General features: G+C 34.0%; 12 protein-coding genes. All 12 read right to left on the bottom strand.

Annotated elements, in window-relative coordinates; translation table 11 throughout:
- Positions 1 to 15: 15 nt before the first annotated feature.
- The gene (gene ftsA / locus EAH81_RS21235) at positions 16 to 1,437 is read right to left on the bottom strand and encodes a cell division protein FtsA (RefSeq protein WP_140511017.1); all 1,422 of its coding nucleotides are present in this window, start codon (positions 1,435 to 1,437) and stop codon (positions 16 to 18) included.
- A gap of 6 nt (positions 1,438 to 1,443) precedes the next feature.
- Positions 1,444 to 2,166, bottom strand: coding sequence for a cell division protein FtsQ/DivIB (locus tag EAH81_RS21230; RefSeq protein ID WP_140511016.1), 723 nt, complete (start codon positions 2,164 to 2,166; stop codon positions 1,444 to 1,446).
- A complete protein-coding gene (gene murC, locus EAH81_RS21225) occupies positions 2,153 to 3,502 on the bottom strand; it encodes a UDP-N-acetylmuramate--L-alanine ligase (RefSeq protein WP_140511015.1) in 1,350 nt (449 codons plus the stop codon). Before murC ends, EAH81_RS21230 begins: the two co-directional genes overlap by 14 nt.
- 201 nt (positions 3,503 to 3,703) lie before the next feature.
- Entirely contained in the window at positions 3,704 to 4,789 is a 1,086-nt protein-coding gene (gene murG, locus EAH81_RS21220) for an undecaprenyldiphospho-muramoylpentapeptide beta-N-acetylglucosaminyltransferase (protein ID WP_140511014.1), read from the bottom strand.
- Positions 4,790 to 4,826: 37 nt separating this feature from the next.
- On the bottom strand, positions 4,827 to 6,143 hold the full coding sequence (locus tag EAH81_RS21215; protein ID WP_140511013.1) for an FtsW/RodA/SpoVE family cell cycle protein: 1,317 nt from the start codon (positions 6,141 to 6,143) through the stop codon (positions 4,827 to 4,829).
- Between the two features lie 173 nt (positions 6,144 to 6,316).
- On the bottom strand, positions 6,317 to 6,550 hold the full coding sequence (locus EAH81_RS21210) for a four helix bundle protein (protein WP_241676612.1): 234 nt from the start codon (positions 6,548 to 6,550) through the stop codon (positions 6,317 to 6,319).
- 75 nt (positions 6,551 to 6,625) lie between these two features.
- The gene (gene murD / locus EAH81_RS21205) at positions 6,626 to 7,957 is read right to left on the bottom strand and encodes a UDP-N-acetylmuramoyl-L-alanine--D-glutamate ligase (RefSeq protein ID WP_140511012.1); all 1,332 of its coding nucleotides are present in this window, start codon (positions 7,955 to 7,957) and stop codon (positions 6,626 to 6,628) included.
- Between the two features lie 65 nt (positions 7,958 to 8,022).
- Positions 8,023 to 8,319 (bottom strand): four helix bundle protein, encoded by a 297-nt coding sequence (locus EAH81_RS21200; protein ID WP_410501115.1) that lies wholly within the window; start codon positions 8,317 to 8,319, stop codon positions 8,023 to 8,025.
- 95 nt (positions 8,320 to 8,414) lie between these two features.
- Complete coding sequence (mraY, locus tag EAH81_RS21195) at positions 8,415 to 9,641, bottom strand: phospho-N-acetylmuramoyl-pentapeptide-transferase (RefSeq protein ID WP_140511010.1); 1,227 nt, start codon at positions 9,639 to 9,641, stop codon at positions 8,415 to 8,417.
- A gap of 83 nt (positions 9,642 to 9,724) precedes the next feature.
- Positions 9,725 to 11,188 carry a UDP-N-acetylmuramoyl-L-alanyl-D-glutamate--2,6-diaminopimelate ligase gene (locus EAH81_RS21190; RefSeq protein WP_140511008.1) on the bottom strand — a complete coding sequence of 488 codons (1,464 nt, stop codon included), beginning with the start codon at positions 11,186 to 11,188 and terminating at the stop codon, positions 9,725 to 9,727.
- On the bottom strand, positions 11,185 to 13,194 hold the full coding sequence (locus EAH81_RS21185) for a penicillin-binding protein (protein ID WP_140511006.1): 2,010 nt from the start codon (positions 13,192 to 13,194) through the stop codon (positions 11,185 to 11,187). The genes EAH81_RS21190 and EAH81_RS21185 overlap by 4 nt, the downstream gene beginning before the upstream one ends.
- Positions 13,185 to 13,532 (bottom strand): FtsL-like putative cell division protein, encoded by a 348-nt coding sequence (locus tag EAH81_RS21180; RefSeq protein ID WP_140511004.1) that lies wholly within the window; start codon positions 13,530 to 13,532, stop codon positions 13,185 to 13,187. The genes EAH81_RS21185 and EAH81_RS21180 overlap by 10 nt, the downstream gene beginning before the upstream one ends.
- Positions 13,533 to 13,541 lie beyond the last annotated feature (9 nt).

Genomic DNA, 13,541 nt, shown 5'->3' with positions numbered 1-13,541 from the left:
TTATTCGGCTTATATTTATTCAGCGTTGTCTAAAAAATCTTTGATTTTATCGACATAGCGGTCAAAAAATGATCTTCTGATTTTTGTTTCTGTAGATTCTTCTTTAGACACATTTTTTCTAACTTCCCTTGTGTCTTCAATAGTTTCTACTCTTTCAACGTAGTTTTCTTCTACTTCGTATCGTTGTTGAATAGGTTGTTGTGTCTGAGGCGGAACATTTCTGTAAACCACTTTGGGCTGCTCATTTACAATTTCCATTCTAACAGCACTTTGCGTACTATTTTCGATACTATTCATTACTAATCCAACTGCGGTTGCAAATAACGGACTAGAAATTTCTTCACTCGAATTCCCTGCTAAATGTTCGTTTGGATATCCAATTCTGGTATCCATACCTGTAATGTACTCTACTAATTGTTTTATATGTTTTAGTTGAGCGCCACCACCCGTAAGAACGATTCCGGCAATTAATTTTTTACGAGGATCTTCGTGTCCGTAAGCTTTAATCTCAGCAAAAACCTGTTCTACAATTTCCACAACACGGGCATGGATAATTTTAGATAAGTTTTTAAGCGAAATCTCTTTTGGCTCTCTTCCTCTTAATCCTGGAATAGAAACAATCTCGTTGTCTTTATTTTCTCCCGGCCAAGCCGATCCGAATTTTATTTTTAAAAGCTCTGCTTGTTTTTCTATAATTGAACAGCCTTCTTTGATATCATCTGTAATTACATTTCCTCCAAAAGGAATTACTGCTGTGTGACGAATAATACCATCTTTAAAAATGGCTAAATCTGTTGTCCCACCACCAATATCAATTAAGGCAACACCTGCTTCTTTTTCTTCCTGACTCAAAACTGCATCTGCAGAAGCTAAAGGCTCTAATGTCAATCCTGACAATTCGATTCCTGAACTCTGAATACATCTTCCAACATTTCTAATTGAAGAAGCCTGTCCTACTACTACGTGAAAACTAGATTCTAATCTTCCACCGTACATTCCGATTGGTTCTTTAATTTCAGATTGCCCGTCGATTTTAAATTCTTGTGGCAAAACGTGAATGATTTCTTCTCCCGGCAACATCGCCAGTTTATTTACCTGATCAATTAAAAGTTGAATATCTTTTTCGCCAATTACTTCTTCCGGATTATTACGGCTGATGTAATCTGTATGCTGTATACTTCTTATGTGTTGTCCTGCGATACCAACAACCACATCTTTAATTTTATAACCTGAATTATTTTCTGCTTCAAGTATTGCTTGTTGAATTGACTGAATAGTTTGCGTAATGTTGTTTACTACACCTCGCGCAACTCCCAAACTTTTGGATTTACCAATACCCAAAATTTCCAATTTGCCATACTCATTTTTCTTGCCTATCATGGCAACTATTTTGGTTGTTCCAATATCTAGACCTACTGCAATGTTATCTTTTTCCATTTTCTATTATTTTGTGCAAACTACTTGTTCCGTAAACCTAAGGTCAATTTTGTTGTATTTGTATAACGAACTATCTAAAACTGCTTTTTGAAAAAACGCTTTATAGTTTCTAAATTTCTTATCAACATTCATCGTTCTGCCAAAATCGATGACGTAATTATAATTTCGATTAAACATTTTTAGGCTGCCATTCGGCATAATTTGTATTGCAATGATGTTTTTTTTCAAAAACCCATCGTCATAAATTGTGCGAAATAAAGCAGCTAAATCTTCGTTATTTTTTTTATTTATTGCCCCTGAAACAAGAGGAACTCGCGCCGTAAAATTGTCCGACAAAGGCATTTTATTTCCCTCATAGTCAATATAAAAAGATTGATCACCATCATAAACTCGCGCTATTGGTGTCTTCTGTTTTACTACCGCTTTTAGAACGCCGTCGATACTTACAAAAACGTCTGACTTTTCAATCATGTCTTGCGTATCAAGGTTTTTTTCTATCTTATTCAAATCTAATTCATCTTTTCGGATACTGGAAGCGTCTTTTTTATTTTCTATCAACAATTTATTAACCGTTTCCGGCTTCACAAAAAGCGTATTTTCTCCTACAAAAACAACCATAGATTTTTTCAGTTTTCGATCTCCATTTCGATGTTGAGCAAACGAATACAAAAAAAGTACAAGCCCTAAAATGAGAATTAATCGAATATTTGTCCAATTAAATATTTTCATTTAGCATTTTTTTAATTGACGGAACCATTTCACCAATATCACCAGCTCCTATTGTCACAATTATTGGCGCATCACTGGCTTCGATCTCCGCTAATAAATCACTTTTTGCAACAATTTTTTTGTTCGAATTTGTCATTTTACCCAACAGCCAATCTGATGTAATCCCTTCCATCGGTAATTCGCGTGCAGGATAAATATCCATCAAAAACACTTCATCAAACTGAGATAAACTTTCGGCAAATCCATCTGCAAAATCACGTGTTCTGCTGAATAAATGTGGTTGAAAAATAGCCAAAACTTTACGATTTGGATATAATTCTCTCACCGCCTGATGTACTGCATTTATTTCTGTTGGATGATGTGCATAATCATCTATATAAACTAATTTTTCAGATTTAATCTGATATGAAAAACGTCTTCTTATTCCGCTGAATGAAGCAATGGCTTTTGCAATCAAGTCGGTCGGGGTGCCAAAAGTCTTTGCCATCGCAATAGCCATCAATCCATTCATTAGATTGTGTTTACCAGGTAATCCAAAATGCAAATCTTTCATAATTTCTGATGGCGTCTGCACATCAAAAACATAACTTCCATCTTCAATACGAACATTGAAAGCCTTATATACAGCATCTTCATTTATAGCACATTGAATACCTTCGAGCGGCAATTCTTTAGTTATAAAAAGATTGCTCTTATCTTCTATTTTTGAAGCAAATTCTACAAACGACGCTTCAATTGCCTCACTTGTACCGTAAATGTCCAAATGATCTGCATCCATTGAAGTAATACAGGCAATATTAGGATGTAAGTGTAAAAATGAACGATCAAATTCATCTGCCTCTACAACTGTTACCGTTTTACCGTTTCCAATTAAATTCGAATTATAATTCTCTACAATTCCACCCACAAAAGCAGTTACATCTGCTCCACTTTCATATAAAATATGACCTAAAATACTGGATGTCGTCGTTTTTCCGTGAGTTCCTGCAACAGCAAAACTAAAAGTGTCTTTAGTAATAATTCCTAAAACTTCGGCACGTTTTTTAATTTCGTAATTTCTTTCAATAAAATAATTCCATTCAGAATGTGTTTTAGGCACAGCCGGAGTAAAAATTATCAATGTATTTTCAACAAAATAATCTGACGGAATCAAATTAATATTATCTTCAAAATGAATATCAATACCACTTTCAATTAACTCATTTGTTAGCATTGATGGCGTTTTATCATAACCTGAAACCTGTTTCCCTATATTTTTAAAATAGCGGGCCAGAGCACTCATTCCGATGCCTCCAATACCAATAAAATAAACGTTTTGTATCTGATTTAAATTCATTTCAATTTTGCTTTAAGCATTTCGTTTCAAACCTTAAGTCCTCAACTTTTAATTATTTCTTTTTCAGCTTTTTATAGTTTTCTATTATTATAAAAAACTAGAAACTAAGCCTTTATATTTTTATGCTATTTAGAATCAAAAATGCCTAAAATAGCGTGCTCTTTTTTATCTGATGTTGTATAATTTCAAGAAAAACTTATATTATAACAACTTTATAATCTGATTTACAATATCTTTTGTTGCATTTGGCTTAGCCAACTTTTTAATATTGTCACTCAGTTGTTTTTGCTTGCCATGATCTTTTAACATTGCTTCAAAAACAATACTAAACTGACTTTCCAATTCTGATTCTTTCAATAAAATAGCTCCTTTTACATCTACAATTGCCTGCGCATTTTTTGTCTGATGATCTTCGGCTACATTTGGTGACGGAATAAAAATTACCGGTTTCCCAACAATACATAATTCTGAAACCGATGACGCTCCTGCACGTGAAATAATCACATCCGCAGCGGCATAAACAAAATCCATTCTTTCAATAAAATCAACTACTCGTACATTTTGTTGATTGTGTTTTTTATAATCTTCAAAATATAATTTCCCGCATTGCCAGATAATCTGAACATCCTGCGAAAGTATATTTTGCAATTCTTTCTCGATTAACTGATTGACTCTTCGTGCGCCTAGACTTCCGCCTAAAACCAACAATGTTTTTTTATTTGGATCTAAGCCATAAAAAGCAATTGCTTCCTCGCGTTTACTGTCAATATCTATTAAATCCTGACGAACCGGATTCCCGGTCAAAACAATCTTTTCTTTAGGAAAAAACCTTTCCAAATTTTCATAAGCAACACAAATTGCATTTGCTTTTTTACTCAACAGCTTATTTGTAATTCCCGGAAAAGAATTTTGTTCCTGAACCACTGTCGGTATTCCTGCTGAACCTGCTGCTTGCAATAATGGTCCGCTTGCAAAACCTCCCGTACCAATAACTACATTTGGTTTAAACTGTTTGATAATTCGTCTTGACTCTAGCAAACTTGTTGCCAATTTCAACGGAAACATCATATTTTGTAAGGTCAATTTTCTTTGCAATCCAGCTATCCAAAGACCTTTTATTTCGTAACCTGCCTGAGGCACTTTTTGCATTTCCATTTTATCTTTGGCACCTACAAAAAGAAATTCAGCGTCAGGGAATTGTAACTTTAACTCATTTGCAATCGCAATTGCAGGATAAATATGTCCTCCGGTCCCACCTCCACTTAGTATGAATTTATACTTTGTCATATTTTAAAAATTATAAGGCTTTAAAACTATCCTATTTCTAAGCTTTATTTAATACTGCATTCATTGGATTTCTGGAATTATCTTCGATTGAATACATTCCTTCTTCTTCGTATATTTTTTCGTCAGCCGGCAAATCTTCTTCTGATAATTCTTTATCAATTAATCTTTGAAGTGCTTCTTTACGTCTATCTTTTTCTTCCTGTTCTTCGGCAATTTCTTCTTCTTTTTTGGTTACGCTAATGATAATTCCAAGTGAGAAACACGTCATCCAAATCGAACTACCTCCACTACTTATCAGCGGAAGTGTTTGTCCTGTTACCGGCAATAATTCTACAGCGACCGCCATATTAATCATCGCCTGAAATATCATAGGAAATCCGAGTCCGACGACGACTAATTTTCCAAATAATGTATTCGCTTTATGTGATGCGATTACAAATCGGAACAATAGTAATAAGTACAGAATCAATATCGATACTCCTCCAACTAATCCATATTCTTCGACAATTATCGCATAAATAAAATCGGAAGATGATTGTGGCAAAAAGTTTTTCTGAACACTTTTTCCTGGCCCTAATCCACCAAACTGACCGGAAGCAATTGCAATTTTTGCTTTCTCAATTTGATAATCATCTTCATCCGGTTTATCAGTTGTAAAGTTCATAATACGACTTTCCCAAGTTGAAACCCTGCTAAAGAATCTTGATTCCGGAAAGGCTTTTGCCACTAAGAGAAAGAACGCCAACATTGCAATTCCTGAACCAATAATAAAACCAATATACTTTAAAGGATATTTACCAATAAAAGTCAGCATCATAACCATCGAAAAGATCAACGCTGTGGTCGAAAAGTTAGCTGGTAAAATAAGTGCCAATGTTATAAAAACCGGCAACCAAAGCTGTATTAATGATGCTTGAAATGGTTCATTCTCATCCTTGGTTTTTGACAAATAACGTGCTACAAATATGAATAATATGCTGGCTGCCAAAGTCGAGGTTTGAAACGTAATACCAATAAATGGTACCTGAATCCAACGACTTGCATTTGCTCCGGCAATTACAGTTCCTTTAAGCAATGTATAAAGCAGCAAAAACCAAACAATAGGCAACGCTATTTTTGAAATTGCTCTAAAATAATGATACGGAACTCTGTGAACCCAATAAATAATCAGGAAACCAATACAAACGTGAGCCAAATGTTTTACCAAATATCCCAATGTATTTCCTGTTCCGTGACCGATATACGCCAGATTACTACTCGCACTAAAAACAGGCATAAACGAAAACAGCGCTAATAAAGCCACGAATGACCATATTACTCTATCTCCTTTTAATTTGTTAACTAGCTCTTTCATATTTTAGATTTCTGATTTTAGATTTTAGATTGTTTTAAAATCTTTGTCTACTTATTTATTCTATTATTTACTGTTTTTAAACTACTTACAAAAATGGCTGTTAACTCATTTCCTTCTTTCCAAATTGTTTCTAATTCAGATTTAGCAATCCACATTTTCTCTTTTATAATCTCTCACCAAAATAAAGTTTCATCCGATTCTTCTAAAACGATATTCATTTTAGCAACAAATTCTTTATCACTTCTTGCTCTACAAACTGCCCTGTAATTTGCTCCAACAGATGTACCACTCCTCACTATTTGATTAGCAACCACTTTTACAATATATGTAGTTGGTAGTTTTTCCGCCAAATCTATTATCATCAAAGAGAACTTCTTTGTTCTCATCTTCATTTCATCAGTCGTCATAATCAAAAGAACTTATATATTAATTTAAATTTCATCGTTTAGAAAAATCTAAAATCAAAACTCAGAAATCTAAAATTATAGATTGTGGACCGCTTGCTTAAATTGCTTTCCTCTGTCTTCGTAGTTTTCGAATAAATCGAAACTTGCGCAGGCTGGCGACAATAAAACTGCATCTCCTTTTTCGGTTAAGCGTTGTGCTGTTTTTACAGCGTCGCTCATATTATTAACTTCAACCATGATATCAACAACATTCCCGAAAGCTTCAATAATTTTACGATTATCGACTCCTAAGCAGATAATTGCTTTTACTTTTTCGCGAACTAATGACATCAATTCGTTGTAATCATTTCCTTTATCAACACCTCCAACAATCCAAACCGTTGGAACATTCATACTGTCTAAGGCAAAGAATGTAGCGTTTACATTTGTTGCTTTTGAATCGTTGATATATTGTACATTCTGAATTTTTAATACTTTCTCTAAACGGTGTTCAACACCTTGAAAATTAGATAAACTTTCGCGAATTGTTGCATTTCTTATCTGCATCAATTTCGCTACAGAGCTTGCTGCCATTGCGTTTTTCATGTTATGTTTTCCTTCTAACGCAATGTATTCTGTTTCCATTGTAAACTCTTCTTGGTTGATCTTTATTTCCATTTTGTTGTTATTTATAGAAGCCCCTTCATCGAATGTTTTAGACAATGAAAAAGGAATTAATTTTGCTTTTGTTGTGTTATTTTTTAACCATTCTGCAATTGCCTCATCATCTGCATCATAAATAAGGTAATCGCTTTCGGTTTGATTCATTGTTATTCGAAACTTTGAATCGATGTAATTTTGATATTTATATTCATACCGATCTAAATGATCCGGGCTAATATTTGTAATAATGGCAATATCCGGTCTGTAATCTATAATTCCGTCAAGCTGAAAGCTACTTAACTCAAGCACATAGGCATCGTATTTATTCTCGGCTACCTGCCAGGCAAAACTTTTTCCAATGTTTCCTCCTAAACCAACATTCAAACCAGCTGATTTTAATAGATGATGCGTCAGCATTGTCGTTGTTGTTTTACCATTACTTCCTGTAATTCCAACTGTCAGGGCTTCTGTAAATGGCTTTGCAAATTCAATTTCCGAAATCACTTTTATTCCGGCTGCAATCAGTTTTTTTACGATGGGAGATTTCTCTGGAATTCCCGGACTTTTCATCACCACGTCGGCGTTTAAAATCAGGTCTTCAGTATGTTTTTCTTCTTCCCAGGCAATTTTATTAATTAGAAGAACTTCTTTATAACTTTCTTTTATCTTTCCAAAATCCGACACAAAAACATCGTATCCTTTTTTCTTCCCGAGAATAGCGGTACCAACACCACTTTCTCCTCCACCTAAAACTACTAACCTCATACTCTATATAATTAAAAATTGAGAATTAAAAATTAAAAATCTAGCACACGAGGCTCTTAATTCTATTAAATTTTCCTTTTTAAGGTTATTATAATTTTTGCTAATATTTTGCATATCTCTTCTGCTTCACTATGAATACTTTCAAACTCACTTATAGAAATATAATCCGTTGCTTTCAATAATTTCAACCAATAAATAGTTTCCCTTGCCTCTTTATATGAAATTTCAAGCTTAAATAGAAACTCTTTATCTGAACGCCCTCCAATTGACTCTTCTATATTTGCTCCAATTGAAGTTCCAGATCTTAAAATCTGTTTACTCAAAACAAACTCTTTCTTTTTAGTGGTTAGGTATTTATACAAATTGACTAACCGCAAACAGAAATGATTTATCCTGAATAATATTTTCTTTCATTTCTAAGAACTTTTAATTTTTAATTCTAAATTTTTAATTGAAACTATCTAAGTTTTAAAGTAACGATTGATAATATGGCTAACATGATGGCAACAATCCAAAAACGAGTTACGATTTTACTCTCATGATATCCCTTCTTTTGATAATGATGATGTAGTGGCGACATCAGGAAAATTCTTCGGCCTTCGCCAAAACGTTTTTTAGTGAATTTAAAATAACTCACTTGCAAAACCACTGAAAAATTCTCCACTAAAAAGATTCCACACAATAACGGAATCAATAATTCTTTTCGAACTGCAATTGCCAAAACGGCGATGATTCCACCAATTGTTAAACTTCCTGTATCTCCCATAAAAACAGATGCGGGATAAGAGTTGTACCAAAGAAATCCTATCAGCGATCCAACAAATGCCGATATAAATACGGTCATTTCCCCTGAATTAGGGATATACATTATATTTAGATAATTAGAGAAAATAATATTACCGGAAACAAACGTAAATATTCCGAGCGCTAAAACAGATATTGCCGAAGTTCCTGCCGCGAGACCATCAATTCCGTCTGTTAAGTTAGCTCCGTTTGAAACCGCTGTGATAATAAAAATCACAACCGGAATAAAAATCAACCAAGCCCATTTTTCATATCCTTCACCTGTCCACGCTAATAATTCAGCATAATCAAACTCATTATTTTTCACAAAAGGAATTGTTGTTGCAGTTGATTTCTCTTCTATTGGAGCAGGTAAAACTACAGTAGTAGCAACTTTAGAATTCCCAACATATCCTGTATCGGTTCTAACCGTAACGGCAGGATTAAAATACAAAACAGTACCTACAATAAGTCCTAAACCAACCTGACCAATAACTTTAAAAATACCTTTAAGCCCTTCTTTATCTTTTTTGAATATTTTAATATAATCATCTATAAAACCAATTGTTCCCATCCAAAGTGTGGTTACAATAAGCAATACGATGTAAATATTATGCAAACGAGCAAATAACAAAACCGGCACAAGCGTAGCAAAAATGATAATCAGACCTCCCATTGTTGGTGTTCCTGCTTTTTCATTTTGACCTGCCAAACCTAATTCACGAACAGTTTCCCCAACTTGTTGTTTACGTAAAAAGTTTATAATTCTTTTTCCGTAAATCGTTGACAAAAGCAACGAAAGCATCAATGCTAAAGCTGATCTGAAAGTGATATACTGAAACACTCCAGTTCCCGGAATGTCCAATGTTTTGTCGAAATATTCAAATAAATAGTATAGCATATTTTTCTATTTTTTAAATTCCAATTTAGAAATTCCAAATTCCAATCGTTTTGGTGGTATTTGAACTTAAAAATTTATTTTTATTATTTGTTTAGTTGCTCTAAGATTTCTTTTACAGTTTCCATATCATCAAAATGATGACGAACACCACTTATTTCCTGATAGGTTTCATGGCCTTTTCCTGCAATTAGAATAATATCATTTGGCTGAGCCAATTGGCAAGCTGTTTTTATAGCCTGTTTTCTATCGGTAATTCTCAATATTTTTTTATAATTATGAGCTTCAACGCCTTTTTCCATTTCATCTAAAATCACTTCAGGATCTTCGTTTCTTGGATTATCAGACGTTAAAATTGCTTTATCACTAAGATCTGTAGCAATTTTTGCCATAATTGGTCTTTTCGTTTTATCTCTGTTTCCGCCACAGCCAACAACTGTAATCAATTGCTCGTTTTTGGTACGGATATCATTAATCGTTTTTAATACATTATCCAAAGCGTCCGGCGTGTGCGCATAATCTACAATTGCTGTAATGTTTCCTTCCGAAACAATATATTGAAAACGACCTGAAACACTTTCTAAATCAGACAGTAAGCGCAACGCCTCCAAACTATCCATTCCTAATTCAACCGCAGTTCCGTAAATTGCCAAAACATTATACGCATTAAAAGTCCCGATAAGTTTTACCCAAACTTCATTGTCATTTACTTTTAGCAATAAACCTGACAATTGACTTTCTAATATTTGCGCTTTAAAATCAGCGTAAGATTTTAATGCATACGTGAATTTTCTGGCAACTGTATTTTGCAACATCACAGTTCCGTTTTTATCATCGATGTTTGATAGGGCAAAAGCTGTTTTTGGCAATGAATCAAAAAAAGATTTTTTTACATCCCTGTATTCTGCAAAAGTCGGATGATAATCTAAATGATCGTGCGAAAGATTCGTAAAAACTCCACCTACGAAATGCAATGCTTCTGTTCTTTTTTGATGAATTCCGTGTGAACTCACTTCCATAAAACAATGTGTCACTCCAGCCTCAATCATTTCGTTTAAATAATAATTGATTGTTATAGAATCCGGTGTTGTATGTGTTGCATTATACTCCGTTTCATCAACCATGATTTTTACTGTTGATAACAAACCAACTTTAAAACCCGCTTTTTGAAACAACTGAAATAATAATGACGCAATTGTTGTTTTACCATTTGTTCCTGTAACCCCAACTAATTTTAATTTTTCAGAAGGATTTCCAAAATAATTAGCTGCCATAAATGCCAATGCTGTATTGGTATCTTTTACTTGTATATAGGTAATTCCTTTTTCAATATTTTCCGGTAAAGTATCGCAAATAATCGCAATTGCACCTAACTGAATCGCTTTCTCGATATAGTCATGACCATCAGAAAGGGATCCGCGAATCGCTACAAAAACATCATTTGCTTCAATTTTTCTTGAATCAAAATCAATTTTATGTATGTCGATTTCTGTCGAACCCGTTACAGATTCGATAGCTACTTTGTATAATATGTCTTTCAGTATTTTCACGATAATTCTAATACTATTGTTGTGTTTTTACTAATATTTTGTCCAGCCTGCAAAGACTGTTTTTTTACTTTTCCTACTCCGTTTACTTTTACTTTCAAACCTAAATTTTCCAGTAAAGCAATTGCATCCATTCCCGGCATTCCTTTTAAATCCGGAATCTGATTTGATTTTTTATTTACCTCTACAGTATATTGATTGTAGCTGTTATCCTGTTTTGGTATTCCAGAGTCCAACTTCTTAATTTTATTTGTTGAAGGCACATCTGTAAATATTTTTTGAGCAATTCTCTTAAAAACCGGCCCGGCAACATCTGCTCCGAAATAATTATTTTTAGATGTATTTGGTTTGTGCACTACCACAATACAAGAATATTTAGGATGATCTGCCGGAAAATATCCGACAAATGAAGACGCGTAATACAACGCCGACTTTCCTTCTTTACCACCATAATTTACCTGAGCTGTTCCTGTTTTTCCTGCCATCGAAAAATCTTTCGAATACAATTTAGATCCAGTTCCTTTTTTAACCACATTAAGCAATACTGCTCTTATTTTATTAATAGTTTCCTGCGAACAAACTTTTGGATTAATCACTTCTACATCAAATTTCTTGATCGTTTTGTTCCATTCTTTAATCTCTGAAACAAACTGAGGTTTTACCATTACTCCATTATTAGCAATTGAATTGTAAAGCGCCAAAGTCTGCATCGGAGTGACCGAAACTCCATAACCAAAAGCCATCCAAGGCAATGAAACTCCAGACCAATGTTTATCTCCCGGTTGCGGGATATAAGGTCTTCCTTCTCCTTTAAAATGTAATCCCAGTGTTTTATTTAATCCATAACTATTAATATGATCTACAAATTTTGAAGGATTACTTTTGTAATTATCATATACTGCCTGAACCATTACCGTATTTGATGAAAGTTCGAAACCGCGTGCTAATGAAACTTTCCCGTAACCAGCTCTATGAGAATCAGTAACAGAACGACCATAATATTTCACTTGTCCATTGTGACTATCATACACCGTACTTGTATCTGCCACTTTATCATCTAAAATCGCCATTAAATCGACTAATTTAAAAGTAGAGCCCGGCTCATGAGATTCTGCTACAGCGTAATTTGTGGTTTCATAATACGATCCGTCTTCGGCTCTTCCTAAGTTAGAAATCGCTTTTACATGACCAGTTTCTGTTTCCATAACCACCACGCAACCGTGATCTGCCTCGTACTCTTCAAGCTGTTTCAACAAAGCGTGATGTGCAATATCCTGAATAAAAACATCAATTGTCGAGATCACATCAAAACCATCCAACGGATCAACTTCATTGACATCACGAATAGGTTTCCATTGTCCTTTGGCAATTTTTTGCTTTAAAATCTTACCGTCTTTTCCGTTCAGATAACTTTTAAAAGCCCACTCGATTCCTTTTCCAACTTCAATTCCGGTTGCAGGATCAATACGATCGTAACCAATTGTTCTTTCTGCAATTTTTCCTATCGGATGTTTCCTAACTGTCTCTTGCTCCACTATGATTCCACCTTTAAAAGCACCTAAATTGAATAATGGAAAACCTTTAATTTTTACATAGTTAGTATAACTCAACTTACGGGCGATCAAATAATAGCGATTTTTATTCGCTCTTGCTTTTCTCAATTCCTGCTCGTAATAACCTCCCGGTCTATCCAAAACAGTTGCCAATGAATCTGATAATGCTTTTACATATTTTTCAAAAGTTTCTGTTTTTGGAGCTTTAGCATCAAATCTAATTTCATAATTAGGGATTGATGTTGCCAATAAACTTCCATCAGCAGAATAGATATTTCCCTTGTTTGCCGGAATCACAAAATTTCTAACTGTACGCTGTTTCGCAAGTTTTCTATAATAGTCTCCTTCAACCCATTGAATATTGGTCAATTTAACAACAATAGCAATTGCCATCACAAAGATGAAAACTGCTACGAGGTAAATTCTGTAGGATATATTTTTATCGTCTACTGCCATATTCTTTTAAAGAAATTTTTTTCTTCTTCTTTTTCAACTTCTATTTTTACTGGAGGAACTGTTGATGGAAAAATCTGTTTTTCAAGCATTTTATCCGATATCGTCGATTCCATTTTCAAATCCATTAATTCTGAACGTCGATCTACAAATTCTGATCGCAATTCTTTTACTTCATTATTGAGTTTTGCAATTTCAAAAACTTTCTGTTCGTATCGTTGCGTATTTGCAATCATCAGAATAGCAAGCAGAATGATAAAAACAATGAACCTCCAGTTTTTTACTGCATCATCGTTAATCAGAAATCTTGCTTTTAATATGCCAAATACTCCACCTTTCATTTTCTACCT

It is taken from the genome of Flavobacterium pectinovorum (assembly GCF_006438875.1).
GTDB lineage: Bacteria > Bacteroidota > Bacteroidia > Flavobacteriales > Flavobacteriaceae > Flavobacterium > Flavobacterium pectinovorum_A.
Note: the sequence above shows the minus strand (reverse complement) of the source record. Positions and strands in the feature narration are given on the sequence as shown.